The organism is Testudinibacter sp. P80/BLE/0925 (genome assembly GCF_053570785.1).
Genome location: NZ_CM131636.1, coordinates 140,640 through 162,403, shown reverse-complemented (window position 1 = coordinate 162,403; position 21,764 = coordinate 140,640). Strand labels below are relative to the sequence as shown.

Below are 21,764 nucleotides of genomic sequence, written 5' to 3'. Positions count from 1 at the left end.
AGAATAAAATTAAAGTTGTTAAGAATTAATAGAAAAATTAGTAATATTTTTTCTTCTCAAAGATTAATGGATAATGTTTTTAAATATGATTAGATTATCTATAAAATTGTACCCAAGAAATATGTAACATAAAAAGCACATTATTGAATATTATTATTGATTTTCTTAATCATTAATTATATGGACACTAAAATCTATACACATATAATCAGCGGATTACATTGCTTACTTGATTTCTTCTATACTATAGCAAAAATCAACAAAGCGATAATATGAAAGGAGCTAGAAAGGTTTTTCTGGTTGGCATATGAAAAAAAATACACTCGTTAGTCATAGTGCTAAAAATCATAAAATTAAAATAAGGGCAATTATGTATAATATTGTCTTTTATTTTAAAGCTAGTAAAGCTGAATTGTATTATGGCTTAAAATACAATCAAGTTAAATTTAAACTTAAGGAATTAATATATAAAATTGGATTTTATTTAAAGCACAACCATTCAAAAATATATTATAATTTTTTTTTGCCGTTTAAATCAAGTTTGAAAGGAGTCTATTTTAAATATTTTGAAATTAAAAGTAGGTATATAAGGATAAAAAAAATTAATGAATATTTATTGGTTAATGAGTGGAATTTGAGTGTTAAAAATAATGGCTTAAGCAATACTCTAATTTCAATTATAGTCCCTAACTATAATTATGAGCAATATCTAACAGAAAGGCTTGATTCAATTTATATGCAAACACATAAAAATATTGAAGTCATTTTGTTAGACGCTCATTCTACAGATAACAGTCGTGATATTCTTCTCAAGTATAAGAATAAATATCCAGATATTACTACGACTATCTTTAGTGAGAAGAATGGTGGTGGTGTTTTTCAACAATGGGCTAAAGGATTAGCGCAAGCTAAAGGAAAATATATCTGGATAGCAGAAAGTGATGATTGGTGTGAGAAAGATTTCATTGAAAAACTTATTCCTGCTTTTAGTGATCAAGCTATAATGCTTGCTTTTGCTAAAAGTGATTTTATTCAAAATGGGATAAAAATTAATAGCACTGAACAGTATTTAAATGATATTGAATTGCCATGGTATCGTTCTTTTTCAATAAGTGCAAATGATTTGGTGAAAACTGCATTTTCTATTAAAAATATCATTCCAAATGTTAGCAGTGTCATTTTTAGAAATGTGGGAAAAATATCTGGTGAAATTTTTTCACAGTGGCACAATTTCAAATTGTGTGGTGATTGGTTATTTTATATAGATTTTATTAAGGGGGGGGCTGTTCATTATAGTACGGAGACGAAAAATTATTATAGAGTACATGAAAAAAGTACTTCTTTGAAAGTTCAAGGTTCCGAGCTATATTACGAAGAGCATGAAAAAATAGCGATTTTTTTAGAAAAAAACTATAAAATCCCTAAAAGTAGTCATGAAAAACATTTAAATGAGTTAGAGAAGCATTATGTTTCTTATTGTGGGGGAGATGATATTAAGGATGTATCAAACTGGTTTAATTTAAATAAGATCTATGATAATAAAAATGAAAGGCGACCTAATATCTTAATTTGTATTTTCTGCTTAGATATTGGTGGTGGCGAAACATTTCCTATATTTTTATCAAATGAATTAAAGCGGTTGAACTATCCGGTAACAGTTTTAGATTGCCAATTAAGTCATTCAAACGAGAAAGTAAGAGAGATGTTGGATCCGTCTATTCCTTTAGTTAGATTGTCGAATATGTCAGAGCTAAGAAAAATTATTGATACATTAAGCATAGATATAGTTAGTACTCACCATGGAAGTGTAGATGAGATAATTTCACATTTTGTGGATAAAAAAGATAAAACACCTAAGCATGTGATTACTTTGCATGGAATGTATGAAGCTATTGATAAGAATGATCTCCAGCGCCTCTTGAAAAGAGTCGAACAGAGCTGCTCTTCATTTATATATATAGCAGATAAAAATTTACCTCCTTTTATCGATAATAATTTTCCTAATATGGAAATATTCCATAAAATTGGAAATGGTTTACCTTATTATACTGGTAATAAATTAGATAGAAGTATTTTAGGTATTAGTGAAAATGCATTTATTGCATGCATTGTGAGCCGAGCTATTCCTGAAAAAGGTTGGATTCCTGCTATTGAAGCTGTGACTTTAGCTAGGATTAAGACAGGAAAGGATATACATTTAATATTAGTTGGCAGTGGCGAGGTATATGATAAGTTATTGGGTAAGGTACCTGAGTATATACATTTAGTTGGTTTTCAAAAAAATGTACGAGATTATTTTGCTACTGCAGATATTGGGTTGCTTCCATCAGAATTTCAAGGTGAAAGTTTCCCATTAGTTATTATTGAATGCTTATATTCAGGTAAGCCGATGGTAGCAAGTAATTTAGGAGAATCTAAAAATCAACTGAAAGATGAAGATTCTAATCTAGCTGGTATTATCTTTGATCTAAGAGATGGTAAAGTACAAATAGATGAGTTAGCTGATATAATTTCTGATTTAGTAATGGATAAAGAATTGTATAATAAATTACAAAGTAGAGTATTTTCAGCAAGTAAGAAGTTTTATATAGAGTCTATTGCTAAAGAATATTTAAAAGTATTTGATTACGCATTAAAAGAGAATATATAGATAATTTAATGCTTTTGGGGATTATGAATTAAATAAAATTACTTAGAATACAATAATCAACCTCCTAGAATCAGATGCGGTTGAATTCAAACTCGCCCAAGGCAAAAGTGGTTTGCGTGAGTTACCTATTGACTTTTGGAAAAACTATTCGGCGATGGCAAATACTTATGGTGGGAAGATTATTTTAGGCGTTCATAAAATTTATTGTTACAGGTATCGAGAATATCGAAAAAGTCAAAACTGATCTATCTGATAATGTCACTGATAAAATTACATTGCGCAGGGTTAACTTGTTGAAATTTATAATAGAAGATTCTAGTATTATGATTGCAAGGTTATCATTTTTGCTTGCCGTCGCGGAACGTGCTATTAAACGTGATATTGAAAAACTTAAATCAGAAAAGCGGTTTGAGCGTATGGAAAGTGATATTAATGGGCGATGGCTCATAAAATAATAAGGAATAATCCAACATGATATTGCCAAAAGCCGCTTTAGTTATTCCAACCTATAATGCCGGGAAGCTAGGTGAAAAATGTTTTGCTAAAATTCAGCGGCAAGGTGTTCAGCCTGATGTGTTGGTGATTGATTCAAACTCGGCGGATAACACCGTGGAATTAGCGACAAAGTGCGGTTTTGCAACACATCGTATTTCACAGACGGATTTTAACCATGGTGGAACGCGAAATTTAGCAGTATCATTATTTATTCAAGATTATGATATTGTGATTTTTATGACGCAAGATGCCATTTTAGTGACTGACAATGCGATTGAAAATTTGCTAAAAGCTTTTGATAATCCTAAAGTTGCTGCTGTTTATGGTCGTCAGTTGCCACACGATAATGCTAATCCGTTGGCGGCACACGCGCGTTTATTCAATTATCCTGAACAATCGGTGGAGAAAAGTCAGGAAGATATACCGCACTTAGGCATTAAAACGGCGTTTATCTCGAACTCTTTTGCTGCGTATCGATTATCTGTGTTTAATGAATTAGGCGGTTTTCCTGATAATACCATTTTAGCGGAAGATATGTATTTGGCGGCAAAAATGATTTTGGCTGGTTATAACGTTGTTTATTGTGCTGAAGCAACGGTTCAACATTCCCACAACTATACGCTTTTGCAAGAGTTCCAACGTTATTTTGATATTGGTGTCTTTCAAAAAAATGAAAGTTGGATTCAGAAAAAATTTGGAACGGCAAGTTCTGAGGGTAAAAAATTTGTTCTGTCGGAAATCCGTTATTTATGGAACAATGCCCCTTGGCTATTGCCAAAAGCAGCATTGGCGACCTTGATGAAGTGGCTTGGATTTAAATTGGGATTCGCTTGGCAAAAATTACCATTAGCGTGCTGTAAACAATTGAGTATGTATAAAACGTTTTGGAAATAAAAATGATAAATAACCCCAAATTAGCGCCTAAAATTAATAAACTGGCATTGATCAGTTGTGATTTTATTACATATTTTTTCGCAATTTCAGTGGCTTATTATCTCTCTCCATTGGATGATTTTTCAATGGAGCAATTGGAGTTTAATGGTTCGTTGACGCGCTTGGGGGCTTTCAGTTTAATGGCATTTATTATGGTTGGTTGGCTTTGGGTTATTCACCGTCATTATACTTATCGCAAACCTTTTTGGGATGAACTAAAAGATATTTATTCCACTCTCGCCGTTGTTTTGTTGATTAATCTTGCCCTGTTGGTATTTATTGAAAAATCCCCGTCATTGGATACCTGGTTATATATTTCTGTCATTTTGTTTATTTGTTTTCCGTTCGCTCGTTTTCTTTGTAAAAAAATACTTCGCTATTTAGGCACGTGGGATATGGCTTGTGTGATTATCGGTAATGCGGAGAATGCACGTAATGCTTATAGAGCGATTAGTAGTGAAGTTAGTTTGGGTTATAAAATCAAAGCGTTTATCGATCCTATCGGGCGGATTCCGGTGACGGTAGAAAAAGGCGGTTATATTACAGAGGAACAGTTTTTTTCTCATTTAGAACACTATCAAAAGATTTTTATTGCATTGGAAAATCATCAAAACGACATGATGGAATATTGGATGCGTAAACTCTCGAGAACGGGCTTTCGTAATATTTCGATTGTTCCACCTCTACATGGTATTCCGTTATATGGAGCGGAGGTTTCGCATTTTTTTGGTTATGAAGCGATTGTGTTGCGGATTCATAATAATTTAGCCAAAAGATCTTCACGTATCATAAAAAGGACGTTCGATATTATCGCCTCATTCTTTTTATTATTGATTGCAAGTCCTTTATTTGGTTATTTATTTCTGAAAATTCGACAAGATGGAGGCTGTGCAACCTATAGCCAGATTCGAATTGGACGGAATGGCAAACCTTTTCATTGTTATAAATTTCGTACTATGGTGATGAATTCAAGTGCAATATTACAGGAGCTGTTAGCCAGCGATCAAACGGCACGAGAGGAATGGGCGAAAAGTTTTAAATTAAAAAATGATCCGAGGATCACCAACGTCGGACAGTTCCTGCGGAAAACCAGCTTAGATGAGTTGCCGCAGTTATGGAATGTTTTAAAAGGCGAAATGAGTCTGGTCGGACCTCGCCCCGTGATTCGGCAGGAATTGAAATTTTATAAAGATGATGTGAGCTATTATTATATGGTGCGTCCGGGGATGTCAGGCTTGTGGCAAGTGAGTGGGCGCAGTGATACTGATTATAATACACGTGTATATTTGGATGCTTGGTATGTTAAAAATTGGTCGTTATGGAATGATATTGCCATATTAGCAAAAACAGCCAATGTGGTGGTTCGTGGCAAAGGCGCTTATTGAAATAAAATGAGCTTATTGAATAGAAAATAAAGCAATAAAAAGCACTCAACCGAGTGCTTTTTCGTTAATTAAATTAATTACTTATCTTGGCAACAGCCTTTGCCTGCCAATTTTTTCTCAAAGCGCGCATTGGCTTCGTCCCAGTTGACCACATTCCAGAATGCTTTGATGTAGTCCGGACGGCGGTTTTGGTATTTCAAGTAATAGGCGTGTTCCCACACGTCTAAGCCTAAAACCGGGTAGCCTTCCACACCGGCGATGTCTTTGCCCATTAATGGCGAGTCTTGGTTGGCAGTGGAAACCACGGCTAATTTACCGTCGTTAATTACTAACCACGCCCAGCCTGAGCCGAAACGGGTGGCTGCCGCTTTTTCAAATTCCGCTTGGAAAGCTTCGACGGAGCCGAAATCACGTACGATGGCGTCTTTCAAGGCGCCTTGTAAGGTTGTGCCTAATTTTAAGCCTTTCCAGAACAGAGAATGGTTGGCGTGCCCACCGGCATTGTTACGCAGAGCGGTGCGTTTGTCAGCAGGAATTTTGTCCAAGTTAGCAATCAATTCACCCGGGCATTTGTCTTGCCATTCAGGCAATGTTTCCAATACCGCATTGGCATTGTTCACATAGGCTTGGTGGTGTTTGGAATGGTGAATTTCCATGGTTTGTGCGTCAAAGTGCGGTTCTAATGCGTCGTAGGCATAAGGTAGTTCAGGTAGAGTATAAGCCATTTTCATTTCCTCATCAGTTGAATAAAAAGTAGTTGAATAAAAACTGCCAGTAAAGAAGGCTTTTCGTTAGGAAAAGCGGATTGAATTTCATCACTAGTGTAGCAAATAAATTGATCGAGATCATTAAATGTTTATTTTTTGTGACGGAAGGCTATAAAAAAAGAGCAAGGATTAACCCTGCTCTTTGGTGCTTTATTTATCATTTATTTAGCGTCATTCTTTAGCCGCATTCACTGCTGCTACTGCGACCATATTGATAATCCGGCGGACGGAGGCGACCGGGGTCAGAATATGGGCGGATTGGCGCAAGCCCATTAACATCGGACCGACGGTGATCGCCGTGGTTGCGGAGCGTAGTAAGTTATAGCCGATACGCGCCGCTTCCATATTCGGCATGACCAAGAGGTTGGCTGAGCCTTTAAGCGGGCTGTCCGGCATGATGTTCTGGCGCAGTTTTTCTGAAAGTGCAATATCGGCGTGCATTTCACCGTCAATAATCAAGTTCGGGTCGCGTTGTTTCACCAATTCTAGTACTTTGCGCATTTTGACCGCACTTGGGTGGTCGGAAGCGCCGTAGTTGGAATGGGAGATTAAGGCAACCTTAGGTTCAATCCCGAAACGGCTCACTTCGGCGGCTGCCATTAAAGTGATTTCGGCTAATTCTTCCGCATCCGGATCTTGGTTTACAAATGCGTCAGTCACGAATACGTTTCCGCTCGGCATTACCAGCCCGTTTACGGTGGCGGCGGTTTTCACCCCGTCTTTTAAGCCAATCACATTGCGAATGGCTTTCAGGTGATCGGCATAAGAACCGACCAACCCGCAGATCATGCCGTCGGCGTAGCCTAAACGGACTAACATCGCCGCAATGGTGGTTGGGTTGATACGAATTTCTTGTTTTGCCAATGCCGGGGTAATGCCGCGGCGTTTCATAATGTCATAATAGCCGGTCCAGCAGGTTTCATAGCGATCATCTTTTTCAATATTGATGATTTCGTAATCAACGCCTTCTTCCAAATGCAGTCCCAGTTGTTTGATTCGCTGATGAATCACGTCCGGACGACCGATTAGGATTGGCAATGCGATTTCCAAGGTGGCGATTTCTTGTACCGCATGCAATACGCGCGGTTCTTCGCCGTCTGACATAATGATCCGTTTTTTGTCTAAGCGGGCTTGGGCAAAAATCGGTTTCATGAACAAGTTGGTTTTGTATACGAATTGGGTCAATTTTTCGATATAGACGTTCATATCCTCAATCGGACGCAAGGCAACGCCGGAATCCATTGCCGCTTGTGCCACTGCCGGGGCGATTTTGATGATCAAGCGCGGATCGAACGGTTTTGGAATCAGGTATTCAGCACCAAATGCCACTTCTTGCTCGCCGTAAGCCGAGGTGACCACTTCGTTTTGTTCGGCGTGTGCCAATTCGGCAATCGCATGCACCGCAGCCAGTTTCATCTCTTCGTTAATGGTGGTTGCGCCCACGTCCAATGCGCCACGGAAAATAAACGGGAAGCAGAGTACGTTATTCACCTGATTCGGGAAGTCGGAGCGACCGGTGCAGACAATCGCGTCGGGACGTACTGCTTTGGCGACTGGTGGCAAAATTTCCGGATCGGGGTTTGCCAACGCTAAAATAATCGGGCTTGGTCCCATGCTTTTCACCATTTCTTGTGTCAAAGCACCGGCGGCGGAGCAGCCCAAGAAAATATCCGCGTTTGGAATCGCATCGGCAAGTGAGCGTGTGCCGTTATCGTCAATCGCATAGAATTGTTTGGTTTCGTCCATACGCTCGGCGTCTTCACGTTGTTTATAGATGACGCCTTTGGAATCGCACACGGTGATATGGTTTTTCTCCATGCCTAATGCACGCAGTAAATTCAAGCAGGCAATCGCGGAAGCACCGGCACCGGAAACCACCAGTTTGACGTTTTTGATGTCTTTATTGACCACGCGCAAGCCATTTATCACCGCCGCCGCACAGATAATCGCGGTGCCGTGTTGATCGTCGTGGAACACCGGAATTTGCATACGCTCACGCAATTTTTTCTCGATATAGAAACATTCCGGGGCTTTGATGTCTTCCAGATTGATCCCGCCGAAAGTCGGTTCCAATGAGGCGATGATATCCACGATTTTATCCGGATCGCGTTCGTCGATTTCAATATCGAATACATCGACTCCGGCGAATTTTTTAAACAACACGCCTTTGCCTTCCATCACCGGTTTACCGGCAAGAGCGCCGATATTGCCTAAACCTAACACCGCCGTCCCGTTGGAAATTACACCGACTAAATTGCCGCGCGCCGTGTATTTATAGGCGGCTAACGGATCCTGCTGAATTTCAAGACATGGAATGGCAACGCCCGGCGAGTAGGCTAATGCCAGATCGCGTTGGGTAGCAAGGGATTTGGTCGGGGTAACTTCAATTTTTCCCGGCACCGGAAATTCATGAAAGTCCAGAGCGGCTTGGCGGAGTTGTTTATCCATTCTTAGTGTCCTCAATAGAGATGGGTGAAAATACTTGATAATTTGCTAAAAGGTTATCAAACATTGAAAGATGTGTGAAATTATACGCTTTATTTTACTAAAGTTAAAAACCCATAAAGGAGTATGTGATACAGCCCACAGAATTTTTTTTATTTTGAAATTTAATCCGCTCTGTATCTTTAGCAGCAAACGGGTACAATAAACAATTTATTGGTAAAAAAGGTTTTTTATTGGTGCGTTTAGATAAGTTTTTAGCAGAGCAGACCGGCTTGAGCCGTTCACAAGTGACGAAAATGCTGCGCAGCGGTTCGGTTGAACGGAATCAAACGGTGGTAAAGTCGGGAGCAACCCAAATTTCCGTCAGCGATCAGATTCTGTTGGACGGCGAGTTACTGCAATGGTTGGAAAGCGGGCAATACCTGATGTTATATAAGCCGCAGGGTTATATTTGTTCCCATGACGACGGCGAATACCCGACGGTGTATCATTTTTTTGATTATCCGTTACGCAACAAACTGCATTCGGTCGGGCGTTTGGATGTGGATACCACCGGTTTGGTGCTGTTGACCGATGACGGACAATGGTCGCACCGGATCACCTCACCGAAATTCTATTGTGAAAAAACCTATTTGGTGACGCTTGCCGATCCGATTGAAAACCACTACCAAAGTGCGGTTGAGCAAGGGATTTTGTTGCGCGGTGAAAAATCACCGACCAAACCGGCAAAATTGGAAATCCTTGATGATTACAACCTTAATTTGACCATCAGCGAAGGGCGTTATCATCAGGTGAAACGGATGTTTGCCGCGCTCGGCAACAAAGTGGCTGCCTTACACCGTTGGCGGATTGGCAATGTGGTGTTGGATGAGAAGTTAGACGAGGGCGAATACCGCACTTTGACTCAAAATGAAATTGACGGATTGCGCGAACGCCCGTCGGAAAATGGATAGATTTATGCTACACACAGAAAAAATCAGACAAATAAAGAAAAGCCCTGTATTTGTCTTAATTTTAGGGATTTTGGCGATGTTGCCGCCGTTGGCGATTGATATGTACTTGCCTTCGTTTTTAGATATTGCCCGTGATCTCAAGGTTAACTCGGAAAAAGTCCAGAATACGTTGGCTTTATTTACGCTCGGTTTTGCCATCGGGCAATTGCTGTGGGGGCCGGTTGCCGATAGTTTTGGGCGCAAGTTGCCGATTTTGATCGGTACGCTGGTGTTTGCCGCCACCGCACTTTTCTTGACGCAGGTCGAGAATATCGAAAACTTCTTGCTACTCCGCTTTATTCAAGGCTTTTTCGGATCGGCTTCGGCGGTGGTCTTAGGCGCCCTGCTACGTGATTTGTTCTCGAAAAATTACTTTTCGAAAATGATGTCGATGATCATGCTGGTGTCGATGATTGCGCCATTGCTGGCGCCGTTTATCGGCGGTAATCTGGCGAAATTTTTCCACTGGCACTCGATATTCTATGTACTGACTTTTTTTGGCATTTTGAGTTGTGTTTTAGTGTTGTGGAAAATTCCGGAATCGCAACCGATAGAAAAACGTGTGCCGTTCAGCTTGAAAACGGTGTTGCGCAATTTTGCCTTATTAATTCGCGAAAAAGCCGTGGTCGGCTATGTCTTGGCGGGGGCGTTTTCTTTTGCCGGCATGTTCTCGTTTCTGACCTCCGGCTCGATCGTGTATATTGATATCTATCAGATTGCGCCGGAAAATTTCGGTTATTTCTTCATTATGAATATGTCGGTAATGATCCTATTTACCTCGATCAACGGGCGCATGGTAGTGAAAGTCGGGGCGGAAAAAATGCTGCGTTTCGGTTTGACCATGCAATTTTTAGCGGGCTGTTGGTTGTTGCTGGTGGCGGTGTTTGATCTCGGTTTCTGGCCGATGGCGTTGGGCATTGCGGCTTTTGTCGGTATGCTGTCGATTATCGGCTCTAATGCGATGGCCTCGATTCTGGATCGCTTTCCTCAGGTTGCCGGCACCGCAAATTCCTTAGCCGGCACGATTCGTTTTGGCACCGGGGCGATTGTCGGTTTCTTAATTTCACTGGTTCCGGTCACAAGTGCGGTACCGATGTTGTTGTCGATGTTTTTATGTACCCTGATTTCGGTGCTGAGCTACTATTTTCTGACCTATCGCGGATTGTCGAACACAGAATAAAATCCAAGTTGAATTAAACAAAGAAGGGCTGAACGCCGGATTAAGCGGTGTTCGGCTTTTTTATGCGCAATAGATGATAGAAACGGTTAGGCAGAAAAATTTAATAGGATTATCGTGAGCTTAAGGATTTTTATCATCAGAGGTGCTGAATAAAACAATATTTGGTGGAGATAGACGGGATCGAACCGACGACCTCTTGCATGCCATGCAAGCGCTCTCCCAACTGAGCTATATCCCCATATCAGAATGGATTTGATGAGCTGTTCATCAAAGTGCGGCTATATTAATAACCGCACTTGAATCTGTCAATCTGATTTATTGGCTTTATGGTTTAAATGCCTAAAATTAAATCAGTCGTGCTTAAGCCGCGTGAATATTTTGGATAAATTCAATCGCTTTTTGAATCCGCGCCAAGCTGCGTTCCCTGCCGATCCCGACAAGGGTGACGTCCAACGACGGCGATTGTCCGCTGCCGGTGACGGCAACGCGCAACGGCATACCGACTTTGCCCATGCCCAATTCGAGTTCGGCGGCGGTTTGCTCAATTGCGTGATGAATATCCGCCGCATTCCAGTCGCGAAGTGCGGTGAGTTTTTGCAATACTAAACTTAACGGCTCAACTGTTGTCGCTTTGAAATGTTTCTTGACCGCACTTTCATCAAATTGGCTAAAATCTTCGAAGAAATAACGGCTTGCCGCCGCCATTTCTTTTAAGGTTTTGCAACGCTCGCCAAGCATTTCGACCACGTTTGCCAAACTCGGACCATTGCTGGTGTCAATTTGCTGATCCTGCATATGCCATGCTAAGTAACCGGCGACTTTTTCCGCCGGTAATTCGCGGATATAGTGGTGGTTCAACCATAACAATTTATCGTGGTTAAACGAGCTTGCCGAGCGACTGACGGAAGTCAGGTTAAATAACGCCACCATTTCTTCACGGCTAAACACTTCCTGATCACCGTGTCCCCAACCCAAACGCACCAGGTAGTTGTTTAGCGCTTCCGGCAGATAGCCGTTGTCGCGGTATTCCATCACGCTGACTGCGCCGTGACGTTTGGAGAGTTTTTGCCCGTCCTCGCCTAAAATCATGGAAACGTGGGCATACACCGGCACAGGTGCGCCTAAGGCTTTGAGGATATTGATTTGACGCGGGGTGTTGTTGATATGATCTTCACCGCGTACTACGTGGGTGATACCCATATCCCAATCGTCCACCACCACACAGAAATTGTAGGTCGGCGCCCCGTCGGTGCGGCGGATAATCAGATCGTCCAATTCCTGATTGCTGATTTCAATTTTGCCGCGAATCGCGTCATCAAAGATAACCGAACCTTCGGTCGGATTTTTAAAGCGTACTACATGCGGTTCATCGGCGTGATGGTTGTGATCGTGCAAGCAATGGCGGTCATAGCGCGGTTTTTCTTTATTTTGTTCTTGCTGTTCGCGCAACGTTTCCAACCGCGCTTTGCTGCAATAGCAACGGTATGCCAAGCCTTGTTCCAACATTTGGTCGATCACTTGGTTATAACGGTCAAAACGTTGGGTTTGGTAATAAGGCCCGTGTTCCCAATGCATATCCAACCATTCCATCGCTTCCAGAATCGCATCGGTGGCGGCTTGGGTGGAACGTTCCAAATCGGTGTCTTCAATCCGTAATACAAATTCGCCTTGGTTGTGGCGGGCATACAACCAAGAGTAAAGTGCGGTGCGCGCGCCGCCGACGTGCAAAAAGCCGGTCGGACTCGGGGCGAAACGGGTTCTGACGTTGACATCGGGATTAAAATCGAAAAGCGGTTGAATATTCATCATTGACCTTATAGCTGGCTAAAAAACAATGGCGGTTATTGTAGCGGTCAAGTGGGCGTATGGGTAGATCAAATTGCATTGATATGTTTATTTTTACGACAATTAACGCGAAAAAAGGAAAAAATCATTGACTGAAAGCCAACACCAATTATAATGCTCGCTCACAACAAACGGGCGATTAGCTCAGTTGGGAGAGCACCTCCCTTACAAGGAGGGGGTCACTGGTTCGAGACCGGTATCGCCCACCACTTTTTTCAAGTGTCCGTTTGTTGTTATAAGTTTGACCTAGCGGGCGATTAGCTCAGTTGGGAGAGCACCTCCCTTACAAGGAGGGGGTCACTGGTTCGAGACCGGTATCGCCCACCACTTCCGCGCAAACTTATCCCATGATTTTAAGGCAATCTTAAGTGGGCGATTAGCTCAGTTGGGAGAGCACCTCCCTTACAAGGAGGGGGTCACTGGTTCGAGACCGGTATCGCCCACCACTTAAGACTTAAAATCACACCGCACTTAATCAGTTTCTGATTAGCGTCGGGCGATTAGCTCAGTTGGGAGAGCACCTCCCTTACAAGGAGGGGGTCACTGGTTCGAGACCGGTATCGCCCACCACTTTTCTTATTTCTAATCCGAAAAGAACACAAGACGAAAACAATCTAAAATAGTATAATATTTGATTATTGTTCTCATTATTCTATTTTATTATGCAATATCTGTTTTTGCCTTTGCGTATTTTAGCGTTTTCTGCACTCTTATTTGCTTTTTGTCGTTTACTGTTTATCGGCTTATACCCCGATTATTTTTTGAAATTAAACGTCACACAATTGCTGCACGCATTTGCGCAAGGCTTCCGTTTTGATATGCATATCAGTGTGATCGCACTGGCATTGGTATTGCTGATAACAGGGTTGCCTTTTCGTTTTGCTCAACGGAAAAGTATCTTAAAAACAGCAAGCTATATTGGTTTGCTAATTTTACTGTTGATGTTGACACTAACGCTGTTTGACTTGACCTATTTCGGTGAAGTTTACCGCCATCTCGGACAAGAATTGTTTCAAATCAGCGCAGATCTTGATGTGGTTTTAGAATTGGCATTTACCTCGCGCCTTGCTTATACGATTTCAGGGCTGATTCTGTTTGTTTTAACGGTTGTACTGTATAAAAAATACGTTATTAAGCCGATTGAAAAAAATCATTTTCCTCTGATTCAACCTATTTGGCTACGTCTTATTATTTACGTTGTATTTTTAGGGTTTTGCTTTTGGTTGGCACGAGGCATGATTACCCAAAGCCGCCCTATCGGTTATGCCGATGCGTTCCAAAATAATGCTTCCGCAGCCGAATCCAATCTAACCTTGAACAGTATTTTTGTGATTTGGAAAGAAGGAAAAAACCGTAAAAACAACACCGCATTAGATCTGTTGACAGATGATGAAGCACGGCAATGCGAAACGCGCTGCGTATCGGATTTTCAGTTCCGGGCAACCACGCCGGCAACACAGAAAAATGTGGTTTTTATTTTATTGGAAAGTTGGAGCTACGACTACATTGATGGTTTAAGTGGTAACAGTTATGGGGCAACACCGTTTATCGATTCGTTAATCCCCAAATCACAGGTGTGGGATAATTTCTATGCCGCTGGTCAGCGCAGTATTATAGGTATTCAAGCGGTGTTAACCTCAACCCCGGCTTTAAACAATTTCCCGACCTTAGGATTTGGGCTGGAATTAAACCGATTGAATAAACCGGCGGATATTTTGAATAAACATAACTACCGCACTTTGATGATGCAATCCTCAAACCGGCGTTCATTTAATATGGACGGCATTGCCAATATTTTAGGTTTTCAAGAATATTACGGCAAAGAGGATATTCCGCTGGTGCGCGAATATCCGCAGCCAACGCCAAAATTTGGCTGGGATTATGACAGTTTAATGTTTTTAAACCAAAAATTGAGTGAAACACAACAGGCGGATAAGCCGTTTTTCTCTTTTTTATTTACCGGTACAACCCATGAACCTTTTGCAGATCCAGGCAAAGCATTTCATCTTTATCCCCACGATAAACTGGGCGAAAACGGTTTTTTGAATACGTTACGCTACAGCGATTGGTCATTGCAACAATTTATGCAGGCGGCAGAAAAGCAGGCTTGGTATCAAAATACCATTTTTATTTTTAGTGCCGATCATGTGTTAAAGACAAATTCGGATCAATTACCGGAACAGTTTCATATTCCGTTGATCATCTATACTCCCGACGGCAGTTTAACGCCACTGCGGCATTCAGAATTGGCGACACAATACGATTTGTTGCCGACCATTATGGATCTCTTAGGTATTAACGATCCGATTAGCACCTTTGGGCAATCGTTAATTCAGCCTAATGAAAATAATTCGCCACTAATGCTGAATCGAGGAAATGTGATTGGTGTTCTCACTCAACATGGAAATGCGGTGTTGCAAGACAAACAACAGGTTGAATTAAGCAATTCATCGGCAATGCTACAAAATGAAATTCAGAAGTTAAAATGGAAAATTATTGGCGCAGAAAGAAAGTTAAAGAAAAATCAGTGGGTTGAATAAATCAAAGTTAAAACGGCATTCTTACTTATTGTGAGAATGCCGTTTTTCTTTATTTCGAATGCCGCTCTTTCAACTTACCAATTACGTCCGCCCAAGCCAGATCAGCGTCTTGCAACAGTACGGTTAAATGATAGGCTAAATCAGCCGCTTCACAAATGGTTTCATTGTGATCTTTCACCGTTGCCGCAAGTGCGGTTTCAACCCCTTCTTCGCCGACTTTCTGCGCAATGCGTTTTGTGCCGCGTGAATAGAGGAGGGCTGTATAAGAACTTGACGGATCTGCGCCTTTGCGAGCCGCGATTAAGCGTTCTAACTTGCTAAAGAAAATCCAATCCGGTTCGTTTTTATTGCTAAATTGGTGGAAACAGCTTTCCGCCCCGGTGTGGCAGGTTTTACCAATCGGATTGGCTAAAATCAATAACGTATCGTTATCGCAATCCAAACTCATATCCACCACATTCAGGAAATTGCCTGAAGTTTCACCCTTAGTCCATAAGCGTTGTTTGGTGCGTGAAAAAAAAGTCACTTTTTTCTCGTTCAAGGTTTTGGCTAACGCTTCCTGATTCATATAGCCCAGCATTAACACTTCGCAAGTGGTGGCGTTTTGCACGATCACCGGCAGCAGATTATCCACTTTTTGCCAGTCGATTTGTTGTAGATCTAACATTGTTTTATCCTATTATTTTTTACACTTAACGGCGCACTTCCACACCTTGCCGCGCAAGATAGGTTTTTAATTCGCCGATATTGATAATTTGCTTATGAAACACGCTTGCCGCAAGTGCGCCGTCTACATTGGCTTGCACAAAAGCGTCACGGAAATGTACCATTTCGCCGGCACCGCCCGAGGCAATCAACGGCACATGGCATATTGCACGCACCGCACTTAGCTGGGTTAAATCATAGCCTTGGCGTACGCCGTCTTGGTTCATCATATTCAACACGATTTCGCCTGCGCCGCGTTGTTGCACCTCTTGCACCCAGTCGAGCAACTGCCAGTTGGTTTGACGGGTGCGGGTTTCATCGCCGGTATATTGATTGACCCAATATTTGCCGCTGCTTTGCTCGAACCAACTGTCAATGCCGACCACAATCGCCTGTACCCCGAAACGATCCGCCAAACGGGAAATCAAATCCGGATCAGCCAACGCAGGGGAGTTAATGGAAATTTTATCCGCACCGAATGCAAACAGCTTTTCGGCATCGTCGATGGTTTTAATCCCCCCGGCGACACAAAACGGAATATCGATCACTTCCGCCACCCGCTCGACCCAGCTTTTGTCTACCGTACGACCGTCCGACGAGGCGGTAATATCGTAAAATACCAGTTCATCGGCACTTTCATAGGCGTAGCGTTTCGCCAACGGCACGATGTCGCCGATAATTTCGTGGTTGCGGAATTGCACGCCTTTCACCACCTGCCCGTCACGCACATCTAAACAAGGAATTATCCGTTTTGCCAACATTCGATTGCCTCCGCCACCGTAAATTTGCCTTCCAATAGGGCGCGTCCGATAATCACCCCGGCCACGCCCGTGCCTTTCAATGCTGCCACATCGGCAAGCGAACCGATACCGCCGGAGGATTGGAATTGAATGGTCGGATATTTGGCACAGATTTCGCGGTATAAATCCACGTTCGAACCTGCCAATGTACCGTCACGGGAAATATCGGTACATAAAACGTGTTGTAAACCGACCGATTGGTAATCTTCAATCAATTCCTCAAGCGACACACCGCTCGCTTCCTGCCAACCGCTAATCGCAATAATTTTCTCGCCGTTGGCAGCGATGTTGACATCTAACGCAAGTACAAATTTCTCGGCAGCGTATTTTTCAAACCAGCGTTTGACCATGTTGCGTTCTTTTACCGCGGTTGAGCCAATCACGACCCGATTCGCGCCCACCGCCAATAAATCCGCCACATCTTGTTCGCTACGAATACCGCCGCCCACTTGCACCGGGCAATTTGTCGCTTTGATAATCTTGCCGATTAACCCCGTTTGGCGTTTTGCCGGATTTTTTGCTCCGGTCAGATCCACCAAATGCAACTGTTCCGCCCCTTGTGCCACATAATCGGCAAAAAGTGCGGTCGGATTGGAGGAATAATTGGTCTGCTTGCCGTAATCCCCTTGATGTAAACGCACCACTTGCCCATCGATCAGGTCAAGGGCGGGGAGAATAATGGATTTTTTCATAGTATTTTCCTTATCCGACAGCGGCAAAGCCGCAATCGGTTACGCATAAGTCAGCCGCTTTGCGGCTGTTCCATATAAGTTAATGTTCTTTGCATACTGAGTGGCAAAGCCACTCAACTATGCGTAACCGCTTGCGACGTCAGTCGCTGGCGGAAACTAAGCTAGATTAGACATTCTCCACAAAATTCCGCAACAACTGCGCCCCGGCTTTGCCTGAACGTTCCGGGTGGAATTGTACGCCGTAAAAGTTTTTGTAGCCCAATGCGGTGGAGAACGCTACGCCGTAGTCGCAGCTGGCGATGGTGTTTTCGTTGGGCAAGACTGCATAGCTATGCACAAAATAAAAATGGCTGTCTTGTTCAATCTCCGCAAACAGCGGATGAGCCGCTTGATACCGCACTTGATTCCAGCCCATATGCGGCAAGGGTAAGCCGGTGTCGGGAATCAACTCGGTGCGTCCGCGCATTAATTCTAAGGTGGCTAAATTGCCTTCGCTGGAAAATTCGGTCATTAACTGCATGCCCAAACAGATACCCAGTACCGGTTGCGTTAGCTGTCGGATCGTTTCGATTAAATTGCGATCGGTTAGATTTTTCATCGCCGCAAGTGCGGTGCCGACTCCCGGCAACAGCAGTTTATCGGCTGCTTTGATTTCCGCTAAATCTCGGCTGATTTTCGCCTGATAGCCCAAACGATCAAACGCGAATTTTACCGAGGACAGATTGGCACAGCCAGTGTCGATAATAGTTATTCTTTGCACTAATTACTCCTAAAATACAACATGTTATTAGATAAATGAAAACTATCATTTTTATCTAATAAAATAAATTTCTTAAATCCTGATAAATCAGGTGCTTTAATAGTTCTAAATTTTGGTTCTTCAAATAAAGTATCAATTTTTAGAGATTTTTTCCTATGATTTTTCAGTAAAAAATCATAAAAATTAGGTGTATTGATATGTTCAGCAATCATCAAATATTCAATAGTAACTTTATTATTATCTATTGTAAGACAAGGGTATATTTCTCCATCACGAGATCCGATGGATGCACACATTGATGAATACTGTAAAAGAGGGAAAGAATCTTTCCATATTGATAAAATATTTTTAATTGCCTCTAATCTTATATTCGAAGACCATATGGTAATATACCCACTAACTATTCTTTCCCAAATTGGATCGCTTTTCGGGTATGGTTTTCCTGACCAATAATTAACTATATTTTCTATAGCGTTTGGTTTTAGACTATAGTTTTCATTTAGAATATGAGCAATCCAGTTAGAGTCAACCCTAGTTGATTTATTGGCAGCTACACCTACGTCAGCCAAATATTCATCAGAAAAATGTTTTCCCCAATTTTCATTTTCCCATATCCTAGCGACTGAATCGACTTCATCAAATACAAAAACACCTCTCAATCTAGATACACACTGAGGAAAAAATAACTTTCGTATATTATCTATATATATCTCACTTTGGATTCTATTGATGTTATTTGATATAAGCATATCAGACATCATTATTGACAGCATAGAATCTTTCGTATTTAATGTATCTACACTGCCAAAAAATCCGCGAGCTATATTCCAAGCCGAGACTGGATAATCATAATCAAGGTATATAAATCCTTCAAAATCTTCAGTGCCCAAATTATTCATTACAAATTTTTTCCTATTTTTAAAATAGCGAATAAGTTTATAAAAACTAAGTGTAGCGTTCTTAGTCTTAAAAATAATTCCATTACTCTTACTACAACACCCCTTTCGAGCTTGGCAACTGGTCGCTTTCAATTCGAATCGCTTGGCGTAAGGTTCTTCCGAAGGCTTTGAAAATCGCTTCCACTTGGTGGTGGGCGTTTTTGCCTTTGACACTTAAATGTAAGGTGCACGCCAGTGCGTAAGAGAGCGATATAAAGAAGTGTTCCGCCATTTCGGTGCTGAAATCGCCTACTTTATCGCGGGTGAATTTGGCTTTGAATTTCAGATATGGACGACCGGACAAGTCCATCGCGCATTCCGCTTTGCATTCGTCCATCGGCAGCACAAAACCGAAACGGGCAATGCCGCGTTTGTTGCCTAAGGCTTGTTTCAAGGCTTCGCCCAAGGCAAGTGCGGTATCTTCGATGGTGTGGTGATCGTCGATATGCAGATCGCCGTCCACCGTCACTTTCATGCGGAAACCGCCGTGGGTGGCGATTTGATCAAGCATGTGATCGAAAAAGCCTAAACCGGTTTTGATCTCGTTCATGCCTTGCTCGTCCAGCCACACTTCAACCCGAATATCGGTCTCTTTGGTGGTGCGCACAACGGCGGCATGGCGTGGTTTGAAGCCGGCTTTGCGAATGCGTTTTGCCAGAATTTTCTCGGCGATCAAATCCCAATTCAGTTTTTCAGGGTGATACTGCAAGCCGGCAATACCTAAGTTATCCGCCAGTTGCATATCGGTGGAACGATCGCCGATCACATAGCTGTGTTTCGGATCGAACAGCCCTTTATTGATATACTTTTTCAACAGCCCTAATTTCGGTTTACGGCATGCGCAGTTGTCTTCCGGGCGGTGGGGACAAATCAGCACCTCATCAAACTCAATTCCCTGCGAGCGGAACAGTTCCATCATCGCATTGTGCGGTTTGTCAAAATCGGCTTGTGGCAGCGACTCCGTGCCTAAGCCGTCTTGATTGCTCACCATCACGAAACGGAAGCCTTTATCGCGTAATTTGAGTAATGCCGGAATCACATTCGGCTCGAATTTCAGCTTTTCCAGCGTATCAATCTGGAAATCGGCTTTCGGCTCGTCAATCAAGGTACCGTCGCGGTCGATAAACAGAATTTTTTGTTGTGTCATGATGTTGTCCTTATTGTTTATTTTGATGAAATCGCCCGAATCGCCTCAACCATGCGGCGGTTTTCTTGTTCTGAACCGACGGTGATCCGAATGCAGTTGCTTAAGCCGAGAGCTTTATGTTGATCGCGTAAGATAATACCCTGATCCCATAAGGTTTTGAAGATGTGGTTGCCGTTATCGAATTTCACCAAAATATAGTTGGCTTCGCTGGCAAAGATTTTTTCGACGCACGCCAGTGATTGCAGCTCATTAATTAACCAAGTGCGGTATTCGACCACTTCCGCAACCCGTTGGCACATGGCGGTTAAGCCGCGGTTATCTAAGGCTTGGCAAGCCAGATCCGAAACCGGTACGGGGATTGGATACGGCGCGATCACTTTTTGTAATACATGAATCAATTCAGGATTTGCCAAGGTGAAACCGCAACGTAAACCGGCGAGGGCAAAGGCTTTGGATAAGGTGCGGATAATCGCCAAGTGCGGATAGTTCGCCAATTCATTGCTGAATGTCGCTTGCGGACAAAATTCGATATAGGCTTCATCGACCACCACAATCGCGCGATCACGGGTCATTTCCAATAAGGTTAATAAATCCTCACGCTTGACTAAATTGCCGGTCGGGTTATTCGGGCTACAGACGAAAATCACTTTGACTTGCTCAAGATTTTTTTCGATTTCGGCTAAATTCAATTGGAAATCGGCAGTCAGCGGCACGGTTTTGGTTTGAATGCCACAGGTTTCGGCACTCACCGCGTACATGCCGTAAGTCGGCGGACAATACAGCATCTTGTCGTCCGCTTCGCAAAAGGCACGGATAATCAGCTCAATGCTTTCGTCACCACCGCGGCTGACCAGCACATTTTCCGCCTGCAAACCGGCATAAGCGGCATAACGCGCCAGCAGTTGTTGCGGCTGTGATTCGGGATAGCGGTTAAAAGTGCGGTTCTGTAAATTAAGATCGGGCGAAGTCGCATATTCATTGGCATTCAGCCACACATCGCCCTTGCCGCCTAAGCGACGTGCCGATTGATAGGGCGTTAAGGCTTGAATATTTTTGCGTGCAAGTTGTGAAATTGTCATGGGGTTTCCTTAATCCTGTTCGTTGCTTTCTTTTAATAAAATAAAATGTTCGATTAATTTAATCATTAATTCTTTTTGTTCAGGCAAACTTTCTGCCACTAATAATGCTAAGGCAATCAGCGTGTTATCATTAATCAGTTGTTCAACCTGCTTGGCTAATAATGCCTGATTGAGCTGTAAATACCACAAAAACAAAAATGATCCGGTGCGTTTATTGCCGTCCGCCAATGCATGATTTTTTATCACAAAATAGAGCAAATGCGCGGCACGGCTGGCAACATTCGGATAAAACGGATCATCGCCAAAGCCTTGTTCAATACGGTTGCCATTTGTGCTTGTGATAGCCAAACGGTTTCATGATTGAATTTAACATCTACTTGAATTTGTTGATCTTTACTTGTATAAATCTGA

The 21,764-nt window shown here is 42.5% G+C and carries 17 protein-coding genes, 5 tRNA genes and 1 pseudogene; 11 read left to right on the top strand and 12 right to left on the bottom strand.

Annotated elements, in window-relative coordinates:
* The first annotated feature begins 307 nt into the window (after positions 1-307).
* From ACWA5Z_RS00735 to wbaP, 4 genes are all read left to right on the top strand, one after another.
* A complete protein-coding gene (locus ACWA5Z_RS00735; RefSeq protein WP_431053413.1) occupies positions 308-2,650 on the top strand; it encodes a glycosyltransferase in 2,343 nt (780 codons plus the stop codon).
* A gap of 112 nt (positions 2,651-2,762) precedes the next feature.
* Complete coding sequence (locus tag ACWA5Z_RS00730; RefSeq protein WP_449343110.1) at positions 2,763-2,894, top strand: hypothetical protein; 132 nt, start codon at positions 2,763-2,765, stop codon at positions 2,892-2,894.
* A gap of 227 nt (positions 2,895-3,121) precedes the next feature.
* Positions 3,122-4,039, top strand: a complete 918-nt coding sequence (locus tag ACWA5Z_RS00725; RefSeq protein ID WP_431053412.1) for a glycosyltransferase family 2 protein — start codon at positions 3,122-3,124, stop codon at positions 4,037-4,039.
* Positions 4,040-4,041: 2 nt separating this feature from the next.
* On the top strand, positions 4,042-5,463 hold the full coding sequence (wbaP, locus tag ACWA5Z_RS00720) for an undecaprenyl-phosphate galactose phosphotransferase WbaP (RefSeq protein WP_431053410.1): 1,422 nt from the start codon (positions 4,042-4,044) through the stop codon (positions 5,461-5,463).
* Positions 5,464-5,540: 77 nt separating this feature from the next.
* Here wbaP and sodA read toward each other — a convergent pair whose 3' ends face one another.
* Both sodA and ACWA5Z_RS00710 read right to left on the bottom strand, forming a co-directional pair.
* Positions 5,541-6,188: a superoxide dismutase [Mn] gene (gene sodA, locus ACWA5Z_RS00715; protein WP_431053408.1), complete on the bottom strand. Its 648-nt coding sequence runs from the start codon at positions 6,186-6,188 to the stop codon at positions 5,541-5,543.
* Between the two features lie 213 nt (positions 6,189-6,401).
* Positions 6,402-8,678 carry an NADP-dependent malic enzyme gene (locus tag ACWA5Z_RS00710; RefSeq protein WP_431053406.1) on the bottom strand — a complete coding sequence of 759 codons (2,277 nt, stop codon included), beginning with the start codon at positions 8,676-8,678 and terminating at the stop codon, positions 6,402-6,404.
* A 233-nt stretch (positions 8,679-8,911) separates the two neighbouring features.
* On the opposite strand from ACWA5Z_RS00710, the gene rsuA reads away from it, so the two are divergent.
* Together rsuA and ACWA5Z_RS00700 are read left to right on the top strand one after the other, a co-directional pair.
* Positions 8,912-9,628, top strand: coding sequence for a 16S rRNA pseudouridine(516) synthase RsuA (rsuA, locus tag ACWA5Z_RS00705; protein ID WP_431053404.1), 717 nt, complete (start codon positions 8,912-8,914; stop codon positions 9,626-9,628).
* A gap of 4 nt (positions 9,629-9,632) precedes the next feature.
* On the top strand, positions 9,633-10,847 hold the full coding sequence (locus tag ACWA5Z_RS00700) for a Bcr/CflA family multidrug efflux MFS transporter (RefSeq protein WP_431053402.1): 1,215 nt from the start codon (positions 9,633-9,635) through the stop codon (positions 10,845-10,847).
* Positions 10,848-11,009: 162 nt separating this feature from the next.
* Here ACWA5Z_RS00700 and ACWA5Z_RS00695 read toward each other — a convergent pair.
* Positions 11,010-11,085 (bottom strand) — tRNA-Ala (locus ACWA5Z_RS00695).
* 122 nt (positions 11,086-11,207) lie between these two features.
* Complete coding sequence (gene gltX, locus ACWA5Z_RS00690; RefSeq protein ID WP_431054259.1) at positions 11,208-12,653, bottom strand: glutamate--tRNA ligase; 1,446 nt, start codon at positions 12,651-12,653, stop codon at positions 11,208-11,210.
* Between the two features lie 172 nt (positions 12,654-12,825).
* On the opposite strand from gltX, the gene ACWA5Z_RS00685 reads away from it, so the two are divergent.
* The 5 genes from ACWA5Z_RS00685 (at position 12,826) to ACWA5Z_RS00665 (ending at position 15,232) form a co-directional block, all read left to right on the top strand.
* Positions 12,826-12,901, top strand: a tRNA-Val gene (locus tag ACWA5Z_RS00685).
* 42 nt (positions 12,902-12,943) lie between these two features.
* A tRNA-Val gene (locus ACWA5Z_RS00680) sits at positions 12,944-13,019 on the top strand.
* Positions 13,020-13,062: 43 nt separating this feature from the next.
* Positions 13,063-13,138 (top strand) — tRNA-Val (locus ACWA5Z_RS00675).
* A gap of 48 nt (positions 13,139-13,186) precedes the next feature.
* Positions 13,187-13,262, top strand: a tRNA-Val gene (locus tag ACWA5Z_RS00670).
* A 191-nt stretch (positions 13,263-13,453) separates the two neighbouring features.
* Positions 13,454-15,232, top strand: coding sequence for an LTA synthase family protein (locus ACWA5Z_RS00665; RefSeq protein ID WP_431053400.1), 1,779 nt, complete (start codon positions 13,454-13,456; stop codon positions 15,230-15,232).
* A gap of 49 nt (positions 15,233-15,281) precedes the next feature.
* Here ACWA5Z_RS00665 and hisIE read toward each other — a convergent pair whose 3' ends face one another.
* The 8 genes and pseudogenes from hisIE to ACWA5Z_RS00625 form a co-directional block, all read right to left on the bottom strand.
* Complete coding sequence (gene hisIE / locus ACWA5Z_RS00660; RefSeq protein ID WP_431053398.1) at positions 15,282-15,899, bottom strand: bifunctional phosphoribosyl-AMP cyclohydrolase/phosphoribosyl-ATP diphosphatase HisIE; 618 nt, start codon at positions 15,897-15,899, stop codon at positions 15,282-15,284.
* Positions 15,900-15,924: 25 nt separating this feature from the next.
* The gene (gene hisF / locus ACWA5Z_RS00655) at positions 15,925-16,698 is read right to left on the bottom strand and encodes an imidazole glycerol phosphate synthase subunit HisF (RefSeq protein WP_431053397.1); all 774 of its coding nucleotides are present in this window, start codon (positions 16,696-16,698) and stop codon (positions 15,925-15,927) included.
* On the bottom strand, positions 16,680-17,429 hold the full coding sequence (gene hisA / locus ACWA5Z_RS00650; RefSeq protein ID WP_431053395.1) for a 1-(5-phosphoribosyl)-5-[(5-phosphoribosylamino)methylideneamino]imidazole-4-carboxamide isomerase: 750 nt from the start codon (positions 17,427-17,429) through the stop codon (positions 16,680-16,682). Before hisA ends, hisF begins: the two co-directional genes overlap by 19 nt.
* A gap of 166 nt (positions 17,430-17,595) precedes the next feature.
* Complete coding sequence (hisH, locus tag ACWA5Z_RS00645; protein ID WP_431053393.1) at positions 17,596-18,189, bottom strand: imidazole glycerol phosphate synthase subunit HisH; 594 nt, start codon at positions 18,187-18,189, stop codon at positions 17,596-17,598.
* Positions 18,189-19,088, bottom strand: coding sequence for a hypothetical protein (locus tag ACWA5Z_RS00640; protein ID WP_431053391.1), 900 nt, complete (start codon positions 19,086-19,088; stop codon positions 18,189-18,191). The genes hisH and ACWA5Z_RS00640 overlap by 1 nt, the downstream gene beginning before the upstream one ends.
* A gap of 91 nt (positions 19,089-19,179) precedes the next feature.
* Entirely contained in the window at positions 19,180-20,274 is a 1,095-nt protein-coding gene (gene hisB / locus ACWA5Z_RS00635; RefSeq protein ID WP_431053389.1) for a bifunctional histidinol-phosphatase/imidazoleglycerol-phosphate dehydratase HisB, read from the bottom strand.
* A gap of 17 nt (positions 20,275-20,291) precedes the next feature.
* The gene (hisC, locus tag ACWA5Z_RS00630) at positions 20,292-21,353 is read right to left on the bottom strand and encodes a histidinol-phosphate transaminase (RefSeq protein WP_431053387.1); all 1,062 of its coding nucleotides are present in this window, start codon (positions 21,351-21,353) and stop codon (positions 20,292-20,294) included.
* A 9-nt stretch (positions 21,354-21,362) separates the two neighbouring features.
* Positions 21,363-21,671, bottom strand: a pseudogene (locus tag ACWA5Z_RS00625) (type II toxin-antitoxin system death-on-curing family toxin); the annotation flags it as partial.
* Positions 21,672-21,764 lie beyond the last annotated feature (93 nt).